Origin of the sequence: Brevibacillus migulae, from assembly GCF_004521915.1 — a bacterium.
Classification (GTDB): Bacteria; Bacillota; Bacilli; order Brevibacillales; family Brevibacillaceae; genus Brevibacillus_F; species Brevibacillus_F migulae.
The window spans coordinates 1-19,795 of the sequence record NZ_SDKD01000010.1; the positions used below are offsets into that span (position 1 = coordinate 1).

Below are 19,795 nucleotides of genomic sequence, written 5' to 3' on the forward strand. Positions count from 1 at the left end.
CTTGTAAGGCAGATGCTCTCCCAGCTGAGCTAAGCCTCCAAATTTAACCCCACAAAGTGAAGCAAATGCTTCGTCGCTTATTCCGAATACTTTGTGGGTGCCCCAGACAATAAATGGTGACCCGTAGGGGATTCGAACCCCTGTATGACAGCGTGAAAGGCTGCTGTGTTAAACCGCTTCACCAACGGGCCAGAACTTTTAATGGCGGATGGAGTGGGATTTGAACCCACGAGACGGTTCGACACCGCCTACACGATTTCCAATCGTGCTCCTTCGGCCACTCGGACATCCATCCATATGGTGCTCCCGACAGGAATCGAACCTGCGACCTCTTCCTTACCATGGAAACGCTCTACCGACTGAGCTACAGGAGCATGGCTCCTCGGGAGGGACTCGAACCTCCGACCGATCGGTTAACAGCCGATTGCTCTACCAACTGAGCTACCGAGGAATACTAGCAAGGTGGAGCTGAACGGGATCGAACCGATGACCTCCTGCTTGCAAGGCAGGCGCTCTCCCAACTGAGCTACAGCCCCATAACCACTTGGACTTTTATCTTATCAAATCTTGATATCCAAAATCAATGGGAAATGGTGGGCCTAGGCTGACTCGAACAGCCGACCTCACGCTTATCAGGNGAGGAATACTAGCAAGGTGGAGCTGAACGGGATCGAACCGATGACCTCCTGCTTGCAAGGCAGGCGCTCTCCCAACTGAGCTACAGCCCCATAACCACTTGGACTTTTATCTTATCAAATCTTGATATCCAAAATCAATGGGAAATGGTGGGCCTAGGCTGACTCGAACAGCCGACCTCACGCTTATCAGGCGTGCGCTCTAACCAACTGAGCTATAGGCCCATACAGTATAGTGAAACTAGTTTTTTCTACGTTCCTCCCTTTCGCAAGTGGGAGGATTTTTAATATAGCATGATTCCTATCATTCTTTCAATAGGGAATCACTGGTACGCCGCCACAACTTTTTGTAATCTGCTATTCATTGGCGGAAAATCAATATATCATAGCCGAAAAATACGTGGCAATAGATATTTTTTGGCAGCGTAAATGCCCAATGAAACTGATGGCGGCCTGATTCTGCCACTGTCAGTCCATCAGAGATGGTGTCTAACGGTGAGTTGTCATCGTGCTATCCTCCTTACTAGGAACTCTTTCATCTCGACAATCTGATCCGTACTCATCATCCCACCCCTGCAATTGCAATGTCCTTCAATTGCGTGCTCACTTCTCCAACTCCCCCTGCTTCCCTTTAAAGCCCGCCCTGCGGTAAAAGCAACTAACTTTCACATTATGCGGCTTTTTTCTATAAAAACAGAGGAAGCCGTTCCTGAGAATTGGGAAAAACGTTCCCATCCGACTGGGCAACCTTATACGCGAAGTCATCTATGCCAGACACGAAAAGAGAGCTGATCTCTTCCAAAAGAATCAGCTCCCAGTTTTAATCGGGCGTCATGCCTTCGCGAATAATCCGAACGGTTGGATGAACCGCTACCGACAGATCTTTGTATTGTTCCTGCCACGTCTTTGCATCGCGAATGTTCGCGTCCCAATACCAGGAAGCATACGCACGAATCCGATCGCCAAACCCAAATATATCGGAATGCTTGGCTTGTGTCTTTTTGATCAGATCTTCGAACGCTTTTTTAAACATGTTCACCGCACCTTTTTCAATCGCTGCGATGTCCTGAGGGGATTTGATATCCGTGTCTACACTTGATTTTTCCTTGATCATTCCCGTTATCTCCACGTAGACATCAAAGTGAGGGTTGCCATCGCGAAAAGATAATTCGTAACGAGACTTCCGCTTGATCGATTGAAACATCACCATCTCCCCCGACGGATTGGAGACAGGGATATAGGCAGTACCACCACCTGGATTTTGCGCGGTAAGTCCGTTGAAAAAAGCTACCTCATAAGCCTTTAGTGTGCCTTGCATTTGATCGTCCTTGAAGAAGGCGATGCCGGTGACCTCAATGTTATCCTTTCCGACAACACTGATATAAGGCAAGAAGCCTTCCCTTCCCTGCTTGGAACGGTTAATCCAAAAATCTCCAACCAAGGCTTTGGGCATCTTGCCCATATGAACCGCCTGTCGGAATGTCTGGGCAAAATAGAGAGCGGGAACCCGTTCAAGCTTTGGAGAAATGCTCATTGTTCTTGCGGCATCATGATGATTCACCACAAGCCATACCGACCGCCGAATTTCGGGCAATCGCCGCAAGTACTCATTGATATGATCGATCCCTTGCTGGGCTACGTCCTCATTCAAAATGACAACCTGCAAATGTCCGAAAAACAAGTCGTTGGCGATATGCTGCTGCAGGTTTTGCAGTGCATCATCTATCGTATGCCCGACTGCAGATACGACCCATACCTTTTCTTGCGAGCCCTTCGCACCGCCCCCGCCACTCTCAGGACCTAGGGGAATTTGACCGGGGACAGCAAGCTGGGCGGTTATTTTGAACTTTCGTTTGCTAGATGATTTGGGAACCATGCCATCTGGATGACTTACCCGCGGTTCTTCCTCCATCTCGTTTTCTTTCGCCAGGTCGATGGCAAGGGCAAGGACCGTGCCGCGCTCTTCAAGCTCTACTCGATCCCAGCATCCCGTGAGAAAAACAGGCAGTATCAAGGCTAGAAACATTGTCCATTTCATGAGGAAACACCTTTTCTCCTGATTTTCGCGACCAGTACCAAAAACACTGGATATATAATGGTGAGACAGAGTCCCCACATGCCTACCTTCTCAAGCCATCCATACGTTTGCAATGTATTATCCGGCAGCAGCGCGATGATCAAGATGACCGGTGTCAACAGGATGGATAAGCTACGGTGACTGCGAGATCGGAACAACCGATGTCCAAGCATGGCAATCATGATATAGCCGGATGAGATGGTGGTTAACGCCGAAGCTACCCACACCATGAAATAAAGCAAATCAACCCGTTCCAAAATTTGTGCGGGGAGCTGGATTAATCGGGTCATCGCCATCGTTGGCCAAAAGTCATTGACAACTTCCTCAGCGCTCATCACTGCGATCGTCAATAAAACCGTGAGTAAGATAAAGATCGACGAAATGGAGACTCCCCACCACATCCCCTTTATTGCTTTCGCTGGCTGTTGCATGAAAGGAATAAGTACCGTGATCACAGTCATGCCGATTTGAAGAAAAGGAAGACTGGCTACAGAGGCGCCTGCCCACAGGAAATCAGGCAAGCTGGTTTCATTTCCCCAAAAAGGCATGATATTTTCCAGCTTCATGTCGCCAATCGCAATCAAGATCAGGAGCAGCATGGGCACAATCATGAGCGGAGCATAGTAAAACTGGATATAGGCAAACGTAACAATGTCGTTGCGAGCAGTAATCACAACAAGCAATAAAATAACCAGGACAGGCGCGAATGTTGGTGTTTTTGCGAGCACCATCGTATTCATGATCTCTGCGAATTCACGAACGACCAGGCCTAAAACTACCGCGAAATAACTGATGAATAAAAAGCCCATGAATTTGCCTGGCCACTTTCCAATCACTTTCTCACTGTATTCAATCAAAAAATCCTTCGGAAACCGCATTCCCAGATACGTGAAGGCGCCAAGCCCGATTGCTCCCAAAATAATGCCAATCAAGGTAGCCAGTGGTGCACCGTAATTCACTTTCTCCGCCACGATTCGCGGCAGAGCTAAAATACTGACGCCGATCAGGCTGCTTACCAGTACGGCTGCTACTTGTAAGGCCGTGATTTGCCTTTCTCTTGTGATCATGGGCGCTCTCCCGCTTTCATTGGCGGATCCAACGGATTGTTCGGCAAGTCTTTGCCATATGATTTCAATCGTCTTTGATTTAGCGGATGCAGTTCCTCTGGGCGGTCAAGCAAGTGCCTCAGCGGTGCACGAATGATCGTATCCTTAAGCTCGCCAAAATTCATAGGCGAAAAGGGGGTGAAAAACGGGACACCAAATGATTTTAACGAAATGATATGATTATTGACCAAGAAGAGAGCGCCAATCAGTCCAAAGAAACCAAAAGCGCCCGTTGCCAACATGATTGGAAAACGAAGCATGCGAAACGCCATTGCGGCATTATAGGCTGGGGTAGCAAAGGAGCTGATCGTCGTCAGTGCGATGACGACTACAGTGATCGGACTCACAAAACCCGCCATCACTGCCGCTTGACCGATGACCAACACCCCGACGATCGATAGCGCACCACCGATTTGCTGCGGCATTCGTACCGTCGCTTCCCGAAGAATTTCGACGGCTGCTTCCATCATGAAGACTTCCAAAAAAGTAGGAAACGGCACTCCCGCTCTGCCACTCGCCACCGCGATCGCAAATTTGGTTGGAATGAGCTCAGGATGAAACGACAGCACAGCAATGTACAGCGATGGGGTAATCAGTGAGAACAAAAGAGCAATCACCCGTACCATACGGGTTAAGCTCATAATTAATGTTCGTTCCGTGTAATCCTCGGCAGTCTGATAAAACATGGCAAACGTCGTCGGACAAATCAGTGCGTACGGAGATCCATCCACTAGGAGCGCAACCCTGCCCTCCAGTAAATTCCCTACCGCTACATCCGGACGTTCGGTGCTGCGAATTTGCGGAAAGGGCGACCACGGATTATCCTGGATAAATTGCTCGATGTAACCTGCATCTAAAATACGGTCAATCTGGATCGCGTTCAACCGTTCTTCAATATCTTGAATGAGGGTTGGTTCTGTGATCCCATCCATATAGACAATCGCCACTTGGGATTTTGTGATGGTCCCAATCTGCATGACCTTTATTTTTAAGTCGACAGAGGGTATACGTACGCGCAGCAGAGCGAGATTGGTCTGCAAATGTTCAATAAAGCCGTCCCGCGGGCCACGGATGACCTGTTCACTCTTTGGTTGTTCGATTCCTCGCTTTTCTACTTTCTGTACGTTGACGATGATCGCTTCGGTCATTCCATCGAGCAATATAACGGCACTGCCACGCAGCAACAAATCCAATGCAATCGACACTTGATTCTCTGCTTTTCCATCCGCATCAAATAGCACCTGTCGGATAAGAGGCTTCGCTTGTTGAAACGAATCTTGCTGCATAGGCATGTGATTCGGCGCGTACATCAAAGGTTTGACCACATGGCTGGCGATCATCTCTTTATCCACGAGGCTGGACAAATACAAGACACATGCCGGAAATTTTCCAAAGCAATCAAACTCGCGGATGGTGAAATCTTGTGCCCCTTGAAAACGTGCAGCGAGCAGCGCGAGATTCTCTTTCAGTTGACTGCTGAACACTTGCCCTCGCGATGAATCCTCGTCCCTGACTTTTGAATCGCCATTTCCTTTCAAGATTCGTCCGCTTCTTTTCTTTCTGAAGCCAAACATCTTTCTCCTCCTCTTTTGCTCGTATGCTTTAAGCGCATTCTTACTATGTGCTCCGTACGCGGAATGCATACAAAAAAACCACCTTTGCGTGAAAGGTGGTGCTAGAGTGAGGAAATGGTTGATTCGCTCCAACGTTTGCTAGCATGCTCTTGTGCGATGGTTTCCAGCATGCAGTAGATTTCCTGCAAGTCGGATTCTGACAGCGGCACCCCGTCCCAATGAAGATTTTTCTGCTTCAAAAGCTCCTTCGCATTTTGCGTATAGATCGGACCAGTAGGGTCATCCGTCTTGCATAAGATGTAGTCGATTGAGACGTGAAACAGTTCACTTAAAAGAAGCATTTTGTCCATGGGAGGATGCCGATAATTGGTCTCGTAACCCGCGTAACTAGATTTCGAAATACCGATTCTTTCTGCCACTTGGCTAATCGAGAAACCATGTTTTTGACGCAATGCTCTCAATCTTTTTCCATAGGGTACAGGCACGTTCTCTACGCTTCTTTCTCACAAGGTTGGCTAAAAAAGTAGCTTTGCAACTTTTTCCTATGAGCTGATCGTACTTTTGATTCACACCTCGCTTACCGTATTTGTATATAAGAATACCCAAATACTCCCAGATAAAAACGGAGATCATCGTGAATTTTTTCGTTCGAACAGGCCGCTCCTCCAAATGGGAAGGAAACGGCTTTTTCGTATTGCTTCTTCTGCTTGGCTCAATCTTTATAAGGGTCAAACTCATCCGCACCCGCCATACACACTCCGATTGGCTTCAACACATGCATGATCTCCAGCGTCTCTTGATGTGCTTCCAACACTTCCTGCAATCGCTTGTAGACAAACGGGCTTTCATCCGTACCCGCTCCGCGCAATTCCACACCGAATGCCTGGATCGCTTCCCGCATTTGTGCCGTTGTGATTTTCCCGCCGCTGCGCGTACGTGTTTTCCAGTTCATTTTCCCCGCCGCTTCGGTGCGGCTCATGATTCGCCCCGCGCCATGGACGGTACTGTAAAACGCATCGCGGTTCTCGGGCGAATCCTTTCCTCGCACAATGACGGAGATATCTCCCATGCTTCCCCCGATAAAGCCCCATTGTCCTGGCTGTGAAGGAGTCGCGCCTTTTCGCACGACGACATACTCTTTTCCACCATGTATTTCTTTCCACGCAAAATTATGATGATTATGCACTTCAAACGTCGATTCCGCACCTACAATCGACAGCACTTGCGAAATGACGTAATCCCGCCCGGCATAGGCGTACTTACCCGCAAGCGTCATGGCGCGAAAATACATGTCTCCCAGCTCACTGTCCAGATCAAGGAGCGTTGGGGCTTGATCCATGCTCTCTCCTGCTGCCTTGTCACTGAACTTCTTGCCTTGTGCCAGATTTAAAAAAACGCTTGCTGTTTTATGCCCAAACCCACGACTTCCAAAATGGTTGGCAATCCAGACAGCGCCCGTGCTCTCCTCGACAAAAATATCGACAAAATGATTGCCGCTTCCGACGGTACCCAGCTGTTTACGTGCCAATGCTTGCAAGGAATCGTGTTCGTTGTTGCCAATCTGTTTGTAGACATACCAATCCTCGTCATCGAAAAGCTCATGCTCGACTTTTTCGTTATTCACCCTGCCTACTCCAAATGAGATGCGTTTTGCGACTTCATCCATAATGCTACCGATCTTGTCCTTGATGTCATCGTACAGGAGATTCGTACGGACGGCTTTATTCCCGCAGGCAATGTCATAGCCAACGCCAGAGGGTGATATTTGCCCATCATATACGACGACTCCTCCCACAGGCTGAGAATACCCCTTATGATGATCGGCCATCAGCAGCACTTGCACGACGTTTCCATGCTTTGCACAAGTAACGGCCTGTGATACCGCATTTTCCAATGGCGTTCCCCAGACCCGGACGTTTTGAATCGTTTGATACACGTCCCCCACTCCCTTTTACAGTTTTTCCCTATTTATATGTCCGATTTTCCATTATAACAAAAAAAGAGATCTGCACCGAAGCACAGATCTCCTTTTTCCATCTTTGCTTAACGCTTCGTGATTCGTCCTTCAATCTTCGCTGTGAAAGGTTGCTCACTCTTTTTCACATAGTTTACCAGCGCATCGAGATCGACAGGACCGACTTCACGATCAGTTCCTTCCTTAAATACCGTAAAGTTATCTCCACCATCTGCCAGGAAAATATTCACGGTCACGGTGTAGCTCGCTTTCGGATCGATTGGAGAGCCGTCGGCCAAGGTGATTTCATCCACACGACTGCCAACCGGTTTAGCGGAATCCCACTTGTATTTCAAGCCGGAAATCTGCAAAAAGCGTGTTTTATCTGCGCCCCATTGCTGGTTCAACGCTTGACGGATTTGTTCCCCGGTTAGGGTCATTTTCACCAAATCATTATTAAACGGTTGAACCGTATACAGTTCTCCCCAGGTTACTTCGCCGGCTTCAATATCTGCCCGGATGCCGCCTGGATTCATCAAGGCGATGTCGGTATTCATTTGGGCTCTCTGTGCGTCAGCAATGAGATTTCCCAGCGCCGATTCTCCGCTTTCATTTTGCGTGGCAGTTATCTTATCGGAAGCCGTGCCGATCACTTCATTGACGATCGGTGCGATTTTGTCTTCGTATTTCTTGATCAGCTGCTCGATTTCCGGATCGGGTTTTACACCATCCTGAAAGGTCGTCACGATTTCCGCTTTTTTGGACACAATGTCTTTGGTGCGAGGGTCAATCTCCAAATCGACATCGGAGAATGCCGTACCGTACGAATACGATTGCACCAACAGTTTGCCATCAACCGTTGCATTCAGGAGGGCGTGGTTGTGACCACCGAAAATCACATCGACTTCATCATCGACTTTGTTGGCGATATCCACCAGCTCGCCATTTGCATCCGTGCCATCTGCTTTGGAGGAAGCCGGATTATGAGCGAGCACCACAATCGCTTTTACCCCTTGCTGCTTCAGCTCCGCGACCGCTTTATTGATCGCTTCAGCTTCTTCCGTGAAGTTCACCTTGGCCACTCCGCTTGGAACGACGATGGTTGGTGTGTCCGACAGCACAACGCCGATAAAACCGATCGGCATGCCGTTCACCTTTTGGACCACGTAGGATGGCAGCACATTCTTCCCGGTGTCCTTATAGACCAGATTGGCGGCCACATAAGGGAAGCTTGCTCCCGCAAAATCACCGGTGCTGGGGTGCTTTCCACCATCGATCAGTCGCAGCATTTCTTCGACACCCTCATCGAATTCATGATTGCCCACGGTACCCACATCGAAACCGAGCTTGTTTAAAAATTCGATTGTAGGCTCGTCCTGCAGCAAAGCAGATACCGGAGCGCTCGCGCCGACTGCATCCCCCGCATGGACCAGCAGCGTATTTTTATTTTCCGCTTCACGCTGCTTCAAATAAGCGGCGAGATAGTCTGCACGGCCTACATTTTTATCGTTCACTTTGCGCGTCACGTTCAGTTGACCGTGCAAGTCATTAATACCTAAAAGCTGTACTGATATGTAGCGGTTTTGAGATTGGCCGTTATTGGCTGGATTTCCCTGTCCTGACGCATCCGCAGCAAATACCGGCGTTGCTGCCGTGACAGCCGTTAAAGCGAAAACGGGTACGGTTTTCTTCAAATGCTTCCAAACCCCAAAGTTCCTCATAAGTCCCTCCTCCAATATTCTTAAATCTTCCAATTCTCATCATAGAATACCCATGAATTGGGAAACAACGATCAAAAGACTCAAAAAAATGAGACTTTTGTTTATCTGAAAAATGGAACTTTTACCGTATATCGAACATAACGAGTTATTGTAAACTAAAAGTTAATCAATTGGTGTATAATGTATCAGGATGTTTCCCGTTAGAGATAGGAGTGTATCTATGAAACCAATCGAGTCACTATCAAGTGTTAGCCTCCGCTGCTCATTCGTGGAGGATCTTTATCTTACGAAGACAATCAAGGTGGAAATATGAAAAATTTTACAAACATTTTACAAGCTGTTCGATCCATGCTGTCAGGGAAGCGGAATCAAAAAGTCACCCATCCTGTTACTCTGTTCCTAATCCCGTTGCTGCTGGTCGTACTTTCTGAGTCCATCCAAAGAAATTCAATATGGGAAACACTCCAGTGGATGGCGATGCACCCGTTGATGTTTCTCGTGAACTATTTGCTGATCTTGAGCGTGTACCTGTTGTTGTTTGTATTGCCGAAAATGCTGTACTTCTTTACGGTCGCTTTGTTTTCGCTCGCGTGCTTTCTTTTTTCTTATGTTCATCAAGTCAAACTATCGTTGCGGGGTGAGCCTTTTCTACCTGCCGATCTGTACTTGTTCAACGAAGCAGAGGGAATAAGCGGAGCCGTATCGACCAACCTCTTCTCGATTTTATTTTTGTGTGTGAGCATCCTTGCTATGCTGTACCTGATCTTCCAGAAATATCCGAAATACGGTTGGAAATCACGCGTGCTGCTGGGGATTTGCTCGGTGGTTATTGTAAGCTCCCTGACGTCTGACGCCCTGTATTCCATTCGGGATCGACTCGGCATACGCTTGATCCCGTGGAACCAGGTTGAAAATGTAAAAACCAATGGATTTTCGTACAGTTTTCTCAATAATTATATGGATCTCCAAGTGGATCAACCATTTACGTACAATCAGGACGAAATTCAAACGATCATCGACAAAACATCTGCTGACAAAAGTACGAAGCCGAAAGTAAAACCCAATGTCATCATGATTATGTCCGAAGCGTTTTTCGATCCGACGATCCTGCCAAATGTGCAATTCGAACGTGATCCGTTGCCTACCGTCCATCAGTTGGCCAAAACCCACAATGTCGGAAACGTGAGTGTTTCTGTCTTTGGCGGTGGGACTGCCAACAGCGAGTTTGAGGCTTTAACCGGATTAGCCGTGGAAAATTTGCCGGTAGGTTCCATGGCTTACAGTCAATATGTCTACCGTCCGATCGATGGTCTCCCCTCGATCATGAAAAGAAACGGATACCATACGACGGCGATCCATCCGTTTTATCACTGGTACTACAACCGGACCCATGTCTATCAGAATCTGGGCTTTGACCGTTTCATCCCGATGGAGTTTATGACGGCTCCGGAAACGAAAGGGCCTTTCATCAGAGACAGCGAAGTAGCCAAACGGATCCTGGCAGAAACGCAAAAAACAGATGGACAGGACTTTGTCTTTGCCGTGACGATGCAATCTCACGGGCCTTACGATGATCAAAATCTGGAAATCTCGAATCATGTTTCCGGTTCGCTCAGTGAGAGTGGCAAGAAGATTTTAGGAACATATGCCACCCACCTTGAGGATACGGATCGCATGCTCAAGACCTTGATTGACGAATTCAAAGCACGCAAGGAACCGACTGTGATCGTGATGTATGGCGACCACTTTCCGATGCTTGGCAGTGATTATCAGGTCTATCGCGAGTCTTCGTTTATCACCGATATATACAAGCAGGATGACTTTAAAAAAATGCACCAGACTCCGCTGGTCGTTTGGGACAATATCGGGCTGAAAAAAGAAGATGTGCATATGCAGCTTCCATTCTTGGGGGCCTTTCTGGTTGATCGGCTCGGATTGGACGGAAATGCCACGACCCATTTATTGATGCAGGCATATGACAAAAAAATTCGCTTTCTCTCGGAAAAATTCAGTCCTGCCAACGCACAGACAGCTGCGAAGGATAAGCTGTGGAAAAAAGATTATGAGCTGATCTGGTACGACATTCTGTTTGGCGATCAATATGCGTATCAGCTCGGAAAGAAACCTTCTGTCAATCCTGATTACGGTCTGGGCAGTGAGGATATGGTTCTCGAAAAAGCTGATCCATTGGCCATCGTGGTTGACCCAGAGACAGTTGAGGAGGATCAAGAGCTGCCCGTCACGATACAAGGGAAGCATTTTGAAGGCACAGCACAGGTCAGTGTCAATGATACCATGCTGCCGACTACCTATCTTGACCAAGAGCATGTGAGCATTTCGTTGCCCGCATCCTTCCTGAAAGAAAAGGAACTTACCCTTTCTGTGAAGGTGCTCAATGAACGTGGAGATGAAATTGCGAAATCGGAAAACGATATCCTCATTCCGATTCTGAATCATGAAGAGTTTAAGCAAAACAGCAAAGTTACTTCTTTAGCGGATGCTTCGTTGAAATGGGAGCTTTTCAGCAGCGATCCCGACTTTACCATCGTTCGGGCTAAACTGCCGCAGCAAACGGCACCTTACCTCGTCGCGAACAAACAAGTCGATTTGCAGGATAACCATGCCGATGCTATGAACGCGGGCAACCAGTCCGACATATATCCAAATGGCTATTTGTACATCTCGATCGCCAATCATGAAAGCGGATGGAAGCCGTCTTCCTCCCCTTCTTCGGATGCCATTCGCCAATATCTTGCTGCACAGGATTATCGATTGTATCAAATGGAACGATAGGAACCCACGGAACCCACTCGCCTGATCCTTTCACGGCGAAGTGGGTTTTTTTAATCGATGAAAATTTATAAATTTCTCATCGATATAAGAGCAACTAAGCTCCGCCATAGACTTGGCGAAGCCAAGTTTTTTCTAATCCGAATGGCACCCAAATTCCAAGGATCGGAATGTCTTTTTCCCAGAAAGGAAATAGTAAGCTTGGTTATCACGAAGAAAGGACGATGCAAGCGATGAGCAGAAAAGACTACGTATCCGCCATTATCGAAAATCTGGAAAAACACAGTGATCTCATGACCCCGCAATTGCGCGGCTTGCTTAGTGAGGTCAAAAACAATCTGCAAACGATGTCCGAAGAAGGGTTTTTGCAGCGAACAGACGGCGTGGTGACACAGCCAGCATCCGAACAAACGGTTGACGCCAAAGCCCCTCTCATCCAATTGGCGGGTGTGCAAGATGAGCTGAAAAGGCTGGCAGATGCCAATGAAGCCGTACGTCCGGAACTGAAATCGGCGGTTGCTCAATTAGAGGGATTGATCGGTTCTTCGGAAAGCTACTTCCCCGAATGAAGATCACCCTCTGCCATTAGTTCCCGCTAGATGTTTCCGAGTGATCTTGTTATGATGGAATACTTGCATGAAACCATGCTGGAAACATAAACAAGATCTCAGGAGGCTTTTATGGCACGAAAATCAATGATCATCAAGTCAAAGCGTCCGAGCAAATATAAAGTTCAACAGTATACCCGCTGTGAACGTTGCGGACGTCCACACTCCGTTTTGAGAAAATTTAAGCTCTGCCGCATCTGCTTCCGTGAATTGGCATACCTCGGGCAAATCCCCGGTGTAAGAAAAGCGAGCTGGTAATAAAAATACTCCCCTACGATTTCGTAAGGGAGTATTTTTGCATATCCTTCCAGTTATTACAGCAGACCTACACCTACCGGATATGGAACTTGAGTGGTTGCAGCGCCATAGCCAAAACCGCCATCGCGGGCAATTTGGTTTTGCACTTGTTGGACGTCTGTTCCCGCAAAGCCTGGTTGGAAGACTGCTTGCACACCACCGGATACTGCTGCTGGTACACCTACTGTGCCCAATCCTTGGTTTGGCTGAAACGCATTGGTAGCGTAGCCGTAGCCGTATCCTCCATCACGAGCAATTTGGTTGCGCACTTGCTGTACATCTGTTCCCGCAAAGCCTGGTTGGAAGATCGCTTGCACACCACCGGACACTGCTGCTGGGACGCCTACTGCACCAAGTGTTTGGGTAGTCTGATAAGCAGCTGGCACACCTACAGCGCCCAAGGATTGGTTGGACTGATAAGCTGTGGCGCCATAGCCAAAGCCACCGTCACGAGCGATTTGGTTACGTACTTGCTGCACTTCTGTTCCAGCGAAGCCTGGTTGGAAGACTGCTTGTACACCACCGGAAACGGCTGCTGGCACGCCTACTGGCACATTGGATTGATAAGCTGCTGTTCCTTGATAAGAGGTTGGGAGAGCTTGATTTGCATAGCCATAATTCAACTCGCGAGCAATCTGGCTGCGTACTTGCTGCGGGTCTGTTCCCGCAAAACCAGGTTGGAAAATCGCTTGTGCCGCGCCGCTTTGAAGCCCTACAGGCACACCGCCAAATTGTTGGGAAGTAAACGTATTTTGGTAAGACTGTACGCCAGGATTCAGATCACGTGCAATTTGGTTGCGCACTTGCTGTGGGTCTGTTCCCGCAAAACCAGGCTGGAAAATCGCTTGTGCCCCGCTTTGCAGGCCAACTGGAACATTGCTGAATTGAGGCGTAGCATATGTAGTTTGGTAAGCTTGCCCATAGCCAAAGCCGCCGTCACGTGCGATTTGATTACGCACTTGCTGCGCATCTGTTCCTGCAAAGCCCGGTTGAAAAACTGATTGTGCTGCGCCTGTAAACGCATTGCTCTGAAAATTGTTGAACATGTTCTTTACCTCCTTAGTAGGTTTGTTTGTAGTCTTTTCCAAAAACATCCTCTTTACTCATCGGTTGATAATATTTTTCCAGTGGAGCCTTGCTCAAAAACTCAATTCCCGATCAGGATGGAGTTTTTTGGAGACACGTTTGATTTTTTCCGTTATACCCGTCCATTATTCAATGACAGATTCGCAATCTATAAGAAATCTGTCCCTTTTTTCTGTGCTAACATGATATATATCCCGGTTACTCGGGCGATAATGGAAGGTATTGTATGGAGCAAAGGAGCTGATTGAACATGTCTTTACAAGTAACCCCGTACTTAATCATGGACGGAAATGCAAAGGAAGCGATCCAATTTTACGAAAAAGCATTGGATGCGAAACCTATGTTTCTCTCAACGTACGAAGAAATGCCGGAAAACCCGGAATTTCCCATGCCTGAGGAAGCAAAGGGACTTGTAGCTCATGCCATGGTAAAAATCGGGGACTCGGATTTGATGTTTTCAGATACGTTTCCAGGTCACCCGGTTGTACAGGGAAATCAGGTAACAATCTGCATTACCACGAAAGACAAGGATAGATCCCAGCAAATCTTTGATGCACTGCAGCAGGATGGCAAAGTGAGCATGCCGCTGCAAGAAACATCTTTTAGCCCCGCTTATGGGATGGTGACCGACAAGTTTGGAGTTACCTTTCACATCTATACGGAAGGTCAGCAATAGCAAACAAAACAGCCCTGTCCGCAAATTTTTTGGACGGGCTGTTTTTGTTGTTTACTATCGCATGCTATTTTGGAAAGCTTGTTTCTTAAGAAAGTTATTCATCAACAAATGCAGGGAAATCAAAATGGGGGGATCGTCTACGCGAGGGACATGGAGCATGACATCCTGATGGGGAACTCTAGCATAAGGCGTTACGATGATTGGATCCCTCGATCGGGTGCGCAGTGTGGAGTACGGCAGCAAAAAGTCCTTCGCTTGGGAACCCCAAGCCACGGATGTCGCCATCAGATAATAAGTTCCCGGCTTCACGCCAGTAAAACAGAAATGACCCAGAGAAGACAGCAATGTTCCGTAAAGAGGAATACCTTCTGGGATTGGTTTTGCAAACAAGCCGATAAGCACAACCCCATCAAATGGCACCTCAGCACGAATGGTTCCTTCAACGATCCCCATCTGTTGAGCAATATCTGAAGACTTGCGCCAACGACTGAGCTCTTGCAAATGTTGAAATTGTTCTTCCGCTTGCAGCACCGAATTGCGGAAATGGGCGGGCGTCACTCCGACCCGCTCCGTAAATCGGGTAGTAAACGTCCCAAGGCTCTGCTGCCCGATCTCCATCCCAATATCTCGAACGGTTAAATTGGTGTGCAATAACAAATCTTTCGCCTTTTGCAAGCGCATGGCGGAAACATAGTACAAGGGAGTCAGCCCGGTTCGTTCTTTAAAAATGCGTGTAAAATGATAGGGACTATAGGAAACATAGCTGGCTAACCGTGAAAGCGGAAGCGGCTCATAGAGATGCTGCTGAATATATGAGATCACCTCATCGATTTCAGGATATTTCTCTGTCATCATGTATAGACCTTCCACCTCGCTTGCGCTAATAGACATTTCTCCCATTGTAACATATATACAATCAATATATGAAGGTCAGTCAGTAACTATCGCTGAACCCCCGGGAATTGCCAGATGCCTGCAGCACGAAACAGGTCGCGGTACACAACTAACTTTTCATCCTTTGTGACCGTTTGCGCTTCTTCTAGCGTTGGATAGTCCAGATACACGACGTTTGTAAAAGTGCGAGGTTGACCAGTTCCGCTCATCTTTGCGTAATAATCACTGATTTCGGTGAAGATCGTCATGCCTCTGCGGATATGGCTCGCGCTTGAGACTAACGTGACATGCCGGATCCCGTGCTGCTCCAAAATCGCAGTGGAGAACAGTGCATTTTCAACTGTGTCAGTCGCCTTGTTTTCCGGTAAAATCCGTTCTTTTTCGATTCCCTGCTCAAGCAGCCATTTTGTCATCGCATCCGCTTCCGTCACTCCATTTTTGGGCACTCCGCCCGTAACGATGATTTTCGCTTGCGGATATTTCTTGGCGACGGAAAGACCGGTTTTCAGACGTTCTACCAGCGTGGGTTGCATGGATCCGTCGTCAGCCAGCGCGTACCCCAGGATGACGATGGCATGCTTTTCTTTCGGCAGATCGTCAGGTGCCTCCAACAGCAAGGGCAGCTTGAAAAACGCTTCTGTTGTACTGAGCTTTTCACGGAATTGCGCTGCTTTTGCCGCGTCGATCTGATCTAGCTTGGCCATCATCCGCTTGTAAGTAGCCTCATCCCCGTTTACTTTCGAATAGACAGCGTAAAGAAGCGTTGCGTTAAAATGTTCGGGTTGCAGATTGAGGATTTGCTGATAGGTATGCAACGCTTCCGATACTTTTTTCTGTGTAATTTGTGCAGACGCAAGCGAAAATTTTAAATCCAGATTGTACGGATCCAAAATCGTCGCTTCTTTAAAGGCATTTTCAACAACATCATATTTGCCTTTCAAGGTAATCCCTTTGAAGATTTCCTGTTCCGCTTTTTTCAAGTCGCCGCCATGCCAATAGAAGTGCATAGCCGTATCGATGTACTGTCCGATTCGTTCTGCTGTTGGTTCGTCATTTTTCACAGATTGTAGGGCTTGGTCTTCAGCGGCAGCGAAAGAAGGAAATGCTGCACTTGTCAATGAAGCTGTGGATACTACCAACGCCAAAGTCAGGCAAAAGCGCTTTTGAATCGACGTCATAGACGTGTCCCTCCCTATTTTTTACGGATCTTTCAACGCAACCGACAAAACATTCAGATCGACAACTCGGTATGACACCTCCCATATGAACACGGAAAAAGGCATAAGCAGAAAGCGGAAATGGGCAGTTTCTAAACCGTATTCCATCCGTCTCGACTCATGCCTAGTTTACCTTGTCACTTATCGTGGGAACGTAATGTTTTTGTGAAGAATCATCATCTCTGTTAAGGTTTGACAAAGACCGTTTTTATCGAAGTAAAAAACTCAATCGCCGCTTGCCCCTGCTCACGGGAATGGGAGCTCGATTGCTTCATGCCGCCAAATGGCGCTTGCAGCTCTACTCCTGCCGATTCTGCATTCACGCGCACTAGCCCCGCATCAATGTCGTTGATAAAAGCAAGCATATTGGCAAGATTCTGCGTGAAAATGGAAGCGCTTAGCCCGAAACGGACATCGTTTGCGATTTCGATCGCCTCTTCGATCGAATTCACCTTGATCAAAGCCAGTACCGGGCCAAAAATTTCCTCCTGCGCAATGGTCATGTCAGATGTAACACCTTCAAATACGGTGGGCGCTACATAAAAGCCTTCTTCCAGACCATCCTCTGTCAACTGCCTTCCGCCGCATAACAGCGAAGCGCCTTCCGCAATCCCCTTTTCAATGTAGGACAACACCGTTTGGAGCTGATTTTCGCTTGCGCATGGACCCATCCATGTATGGTCCTGCAATCCGTTGCCTACGGTAAGCTGGCTGACCTTCGCCAATAATTTCTCTTTGAATGGCTCGTATACATCCTTATGGACGATGACGCGGCTCGTTGCCGTGCATTTTTGACCCGTAGAGCGAAGCCCTCCGCTGATGGTTGCATCCACAGCCAGATCCAGATCGGCATCGGCTGCGACGATCACCGGATTTTTTCCGCCCATCTCCAGCTGGTATTTGGCACCTCGAGCGAGTGCTCCCATGCCTACTCGTTTTCCAACCTCATTGGAGCCGGTAAACGTAATCCCCTGAATATCCGGATGGTCAATGATTCCCTGTCCGATCACAGATCCGGGGCCCGTCACCATGTTGACGACCCCGGCTGGGAAACCCGCTTCCGCAAAGCACTCCATGACTTTCGCCGCAGTCACAGCCGTCTCCTGGGCTGGCTTCAACACGACCGTATTGCCATAGACAAGCGCGGGCGCCATTTTCCAGATCGGAATGGCCACTGGAAAGTTCCATGGCGTGATGACGCCGACAACCCCAAGGGGTACACGCGAGGTAAACATCAGCGCTTCGCTGTCCGTCGACGGGATCACGTCGCCTACCTTGCGCATGCCTTCCCCTGCGTAATACCGGAGAATCGCAACCCCTCGCGCCGTCTCGCCTTTCGCTTCGGCAAAGGTTTTCCCCATTTCCCTGGTCATGGTCTCTGCGATTTCCTCCAGACGTTTTTCGAGCGCGTTTGCCGCTTTATGCAAATAGTCGCCGCGTGCAGGGGCAGAAAGCTTGCGCCACATGCGCTGGGCTGCCTTTGCCGCAGCCACTGCCGCATCAAGATCGGCTTTTCCGGATTTTTGCACGTATCCGACGATTTCTGATTTTTTGGCAGGATTGATACTGGGCTCTACCTGCTGGGTCGTTGCCTGCGTCCATTCTCCGTTTACAAAATTCAGATAGGTTTTTGTTTCCGTAGTCACTGTCATGTAAATCCACTCCTCCCTTTTGTCCTCAAAATGTCGGGCCGATACGCCAGATGCCGAAATCGTGCTGCTTCAGGATTTCGGCCAATGTGAGTTTACCAGAAGCGACATGGGCCACTTCCTCCACGATGCGCTGGCCAACCTGTTCGATGGTCTCGGTACCCTCGATAATTGTCCCGGCATTGACATCGATGTTGTCCGCCATCTTTTCAAAAATGGCCGAGTTCGTCGCAATTTTGATCACGGGTGCGATCGGTGAACCTGTAGGTGTGCCTCTGCCTGTCGTAAACAGCACGATTTGTGCACCACCCGCGACCATGCCTGTCAGCTGCTCGATATCGTGTCCGGGCGTATCCATCCACACGAGTCCCTTTTTGCTTGGTTGCTGGGCGTAGTCGATCAGCTCCTGCAGCGGTCTGCTCCCTGCTTTATTGGCGGCTCCCAGTGATTTTTCCTCGAGTGAGCTCAGTCCGCCTTTTATGTTTCCGGGACTTGGATTCCCTGTGCGAATATCTACGCCCATGAGGTAGGCGCGTTTCTCCATCGCATCGATCACTTCATATACACGTTTCGCCACTTTTTCATCAACGGCTCGGTTCGCCAGCAAATGCTCCGCTCCGATCAGCTCTGTCGTTTCAGCCAAAATCGCCGTCCCCCCGTGATCCACGATCCAATCGCTGACAAAGCCAACGGCCGGATTTGCGGATAGCCCCGAGCATGCATCTGAGCCTCCGCACTCGGTCCCGATCATGAGCTCGCGGAAATCACAAGCTTCCCGCATTTGACGGGAGGCATCTTTGACCATTTTGGCCGCTAGCTTTGCCCCTTGCGCGATCGTTCCGAGTGTTCCGCCGTGATCCTGAATGGACACGACCTCCACGGGCTTTCCTGTCTTGGCGATTTCACCTGCTACGCTTCTCGCCTGATGCGTTTCACAGCCGAGTCCAAGCACGATGACGCCATAGACATTCGGATTGCTCCCCATGCCTACGTAAGTGCGGAATGTCTGCTCATAGTCGCTTCCCACCTGCGCGCAACCGTGCTGATGGATAAAGGAAACAGTCCCCTGCACCAATTCGGTTATTTGCTTCGCAGCTTGGGTCGCGCATGTGATGGTGGGCAGGATCAGCACATGATTGCGCACACCTACCCGCCCATCCGGACGTCGATATCCCCAAAACTGCCCATTAGCTAGCGTCGCCAAGCCGATCCCCTCTTCCCCGTTTTCCTTCCAGATTGTGGACATGGACATGCTCGCCCTGCTCGATATCCCTTGTCGCGATGCCAATGACTTCCCCGTATTTCAATATGTCCTCGCCCTTTTGAATGCGAACCACGGCAAATTTATGGCCGAATTCAATCGTGTCTTTTAACGCAATCTCAAACCTTCGATCCTGGCAAGTGACGGTGACGGACGCTTGGGCAGGTATATCCGTCAGCGCCACGGCCACACTGTCTTGCGGTTTCATCATGACGGTCTTGTATTGGTCCATGGGTCGACACCCTCCACG

16 protein-coding genes and 7 tRNA genes are annotated in these 19,795 nt (G+C 48.7%); 4 read left to right on the forward strand and 19 right to left on the reverse strand.

The window, feature by feature from the left end; all coding sequences use genetic code 11:
* Positions 1 to 114 precede the first annotated feature (114 nt).
* From EIZ37_RS12820 to EIZ37_RS12880, 13 genes are all read right to left on the reverse strand, one after another.
* Positions 115 to 191 (reverse strand) — tRNA-Glu (locus tag EIZ37_RS12820).
* Between the two features lie 11 nt (positions 192 to 202).
* Positions 203 to 295 (reverse strand) — tRNA-Ser (locus EIZ37_RS12825).
* A gap of 3 nt (positions 296 to 298) precedes the next feature.
* Positions 299 to 374, reverse strand: a tRNA-Thr gene (locus EIZ37_RS12830).
* Position 375: 1 nt separating this feature from the next.
* Positions 376 to 451, reverse strand: a tRNA-Asn gene (locus tag EIZ37_RS12835).
* Positions 452 to 463: 12 nt separating this feature from the next.
* A tRNA-Ala gene (locus EIZ37_RS12840) sits at positions 464 to 536 on the reverse strand.
* Positions 537 to 655: 119 nt separating this feature from the next.
* Positions 656 to 728, reverse strand: a tRNA-Ala gene (locus EIZ37_RS12845).
* Between the two features lie 55 nt (positions 729 to 783).
* Positions 784 to 860 (reverse strand) — tRNA-Ile (locus EIZ37_RS12850).
* A gap of 595 nt (positions 861 to 1,455) precedes the next feature.
* The gene (locus tag EIZ37_RS12855; RefSeq protein WP_134685015.1) at positions 1,456 to 2,673 is read right to left on the reverse strand and encodes a Ger(x)C family spore germination protein; all 1,218 of its coding nucleotides are present in this window, start codon (positions 2,671 to 2,673) and stop codon (positions 1,456 to 1,458) included.
* Positions 2,670 to 3,779, reverse strand: coding sequence for a GerAB/ArcD/ProY family transporter (locus EIZ37_RS12860; protein WP_134685016.1), 1,110 nt, complete (start codon positions 3,777 to 3,779; stop codon positions 2,670 to 2,672). Before EIZ37_RS12860 ends, EIZ37_RS12855 begins: the two co-directional genes overlap by 4 nt.
* Complete coding sequence (locus tag EIZ37_RS12865; RefSeq protein ID WP_134685017.1) at positions 3,776 to 5,392, reverse strand: spore germination protein; 1,617 nt, start codon at positions 5,390 to 5,392, stop codon at positions 3,776 to 3,778. The genes EIZ37_RS12860 and EIZ37_RS12865 overlap by 4 nt, the downstream gene beginning before the upstream one ends.
* Before the next feature lie 101 nt (positions 5,393 to 5,493).
* On the reverse strand, positions 5,494 to 5,877 hold the full coding sequence (locus EIZ37_RS12870; RefSeq protein ID WP_134685018.1) for a helix-turn-helix domain-containing protein: 384 nt from the start codon (positions 5,875 to 5,877) through the stop codon (positions 5,494 to 5,496).
* A 227-nt stretch (positions 5,878 to 6,104) separates the two neighbouring features.
* On the reverse strand, positions 6,105 to 7,328 hold the full coding sequence (locus EIZ37_RS12875; protein ID WP_134685019.1) for an RtcB family protein: 1,224 nt from the start codon (positions 7,326 to 7,328) through the stop codon (positions 6,105 to 6,107).
* A gap of 107 nt (positions 7,329 to 7,435) precedes the next feature.
* Entirely contained in the window at positions 7,436 to 9,067 is a 1,632-nt protein-coding gene (locus tag EIZ37_RS12880) for a bifunctional metallophosphatase/5'-nucleotidase (RefSeq protein WP_134685020.1), read from the reverse strand.
* Between the two features lie 309 nt (positions 9,068 to 9,376).
* Here EIZ37_RS12880 and EIZ37_RS12885 point away from each other — a divergent pair, with 309 nt between their 5' ends.
* The 3 genes from EIZ37_RS12885 to EIZ37_RS12895 all read left to right on the forward strand — a co-directional run bounded on the left by EIZ37_RS12885 (position 9,377) and on the right by EIZ37_RS12895 (position 12,723).
* Positions 9,377 to 11,860, forward strand: a complete 2,484-nt coding sequence (locus EIZ37_RS12885) for an LTA synthase family protein (protein WP_134685021.1) — start codon at positions 9,377 to 9,379, stop codon at positions 11,858 to 11,860.
* A 230-nt stretch (positions 11,861 to 12,090) separates the two neighbouring features.
* A complete protein-coding gene (locus tag EIZ37_RS12890) occupies positions 12,091 to 12,426 on the forward strand; it encodes a hypothetical protein (RefSeq protein ID WP_134685022.1) in 336 nt (111 codons plus the stop codon).
* Positions 12,427 to 12,537: 111 nt separating this feature from the next.
* Positions 12,538 to 12,723: a type Z 30S ribosomal protein S14 gene (locus tag EIZ37_RS12895; protein ID WP_134685023.1), complete on the forward strand. Its 186-nt coding sequence runs from the start codon at positions 12,538 to 12,540 to the stop codon at positions 12,721 to 12,723.
* A gap of 56 nt (positions 12,724 to 12,779) precedes the next feature.
* Here the strand turns inward: EIZ37_RS12895 and EIZ37_RS12900 are convergent, their stop codons facing one another.
* Entirely contained in the window at positions 12,780 to 13,808 is a 1,029-nt protein-coding gene (locus EIZ37_RS12900) for a hypothetical protein (RefSeq protein ID WP_134685024.1), read from the reverse strand.
* A gap of 290 nt (positions 13,809 to 14,098) precedes the next feature.
* Between EIZ37_RS12900 and EIZ37_RS12905 the strand changes: the two genes are divergently transcribed.
* Positions 14,099 to 14,524, forward strand: a complete 426-nt coding sequence (locus tag EIZ37_RS12905) for a VOC family protein (RefSeq protein WP_134685025.1) — start codon at positions 14,099 to 14,101, stop codon at positions 14,522 to 14,524.
* A 54-nt stretch (positions 14,525 to 14,578) separates the two neighbouring features.
* Here EIZ37_RS12905 and EIZ37_RS12910 read toward each other — a convergent pair whose 3' ends face one another.
* From EIZ37_RS12910 to EIZ37_RS12930, 5 genes are all read right to left on the reverse strand, one after another.
* Entirely contained in the window at positions 14,579 to 15,379 is an 801-nt protein-coding gene (locus tag EIZ37_RS12910) for a helix-turn-helix domain-containing protein (RefSeq protein ID WP_235828004.1), read from the reverse strand.
* Between the two features lie 86 nt (positions 15,380 to 15,465).
* A complete protein-coding gene (locus EIZ37_RS12915; protein WP_134685026.1) occupies positions 15,466 to 16,596 on the reverse strand; it encodes a YdcF family protein in 1,131 nt (376 codons plus the stop codon).
* 224 nt (positions 16,597 to 16,820) lie between these two features.
* Entirely contained in the window at positions 16,821 to 18,287 is a 1,467-nt protein-coding gene (gene gucD, locus EIZ37_RS12920; protein WP_134685027.1) for an alpha-ketoglutaric semialdehyde dehydrogenase GucD, read from the reverse strand.
* Between the two features lie 25 nt (positions 18,288 to 18,312).
* Positions 18,313 to 19,530, reverse strand: a complete 1,218-nt coding sequence (locus EIZ37_RS12925) for a UxaA family hydrolase (RefSeq protein ID WP_134685028.1) — start codon at positions 19,528 to 19,530, stop codon at positions 18,313 to 18,315.
* Entirely contained in the window at positions 19,472 to 19,777 is a 306-nt protein-coding gene (locus EIZ37_RS12930; protein ID WP_134685029.1) for a UxaA family hydrolase, read from the reverse strand. The genes EIZ37_RS12925 and EIZ37_RS12930 overlap by 59 nt, the downstream gene beginning before the upstream one ends.
* Positions 19,778 to 19,795: the final 18 nt, after the last annotated feature.

Excerpts from the sequence above, each read along its gene's own strand:
- EIZ37_RS12910 (WP_235828004.1), bottom strand. The coding sequence starts at position 15,379 with ATGATGACAGAGAAATATCCTGAAATCGATGAGGTGATCTCATATATT.
- EIZ37_RS12905 (WP_134685025.1), top strand. The coding sequence starts at position 14,099 with ATGTCTTTACAAGTAACCCCGTACTTAATCATGGACGGAAATGCAAAG.
- EIZ37_RS12925 (WP_134685028.1), bottom strand. The coding sequence starts at position 19,530 with ATGTCCACAATCTGGAAGGAAAACGGGGAAGAGGGGATCGGCTTGGCG.
- EIZ37_RS12880 (WP_134685020.1), bottom strand. The coding sequence starts at position 9,067 with ATGAGGAACTTTGGGGTTTGGAAGCATTTGAAGAAAACCGTACCCGTT.
- EIZ37_RS12855 (WP_134685015.1), bottom strand. The coding sequence starts at position 2,673 with ATGAAATGGACAATGTTTCTAGCCTTGATACTGCCTGTTTTTCTCACG.
- EIZ37_RS12915 (WP_134685026.1), bottom strand. The coding sequence starts at position 16,596 with ATGACGTCGATTCAAAAGCGCTTTTGCCTGACTTTGGCGTTGGTAGTA.
- EIZ37_RS12895 (WP_134685023.1), top strand. The coding sequence starts at position 12,538 with ATGGCACGAAAATCAATGATCATCAAGTCAAAGCGTCCGAGCAAATAT.
- EIZ37_RS12930 (WP_134685029.1), bottom strand. The coding sequence starts at position 19,777 with ATGGACCAATACAAGACCGTCATGATGAAACCGCAAGACAGTGTGGCC.
- EIZ37_RS12890 (WP_134685022.1), top strand. The coding sequence starts at position 12,091 with ATGAGCAGAAAAGACTACGTATCCGCCATTATCGAAAATCTGGAAAAA.
- EIZ37_RS12860 (WP_134685016.1), bottom strand. The coding sequence starts at position 3,779 with ATGATCACAAGAGAAAGGCAAATCACGGCCTTACAAGTAGCAGCCGTA.
- gucD (WP_134685027.1), bottom strand. The coding sequence starts at position 18,287 with ATGACAGTGACTACGGAAACAAAAACCTATCTGAATTTTGTAAACGGA.
- EIZ37_RS12900 (WP_134685024.1), bottom strand. The coding sequence starts at position 13,808 with ATGTTCAACAATTTTCAGAGCAATGCGTTTACAGGCGCAGCACAATCA.
- EIZ37_RS12865 (WP_134685017.1), bottom strand. The coding sequence starts at position 5,392 with ATGTTTGGCTTCAGAAAGAAAAGAAGCGGACGAATCTTGAAAGGAAAT.
- EIZ37_RS12885 (WP_134685021.1), top strand. The coding sequence starts at position 9,377 with ATGAAAAATTTTACAAACATTTTACAAGCTGTTCGATCCATGCTGTCA.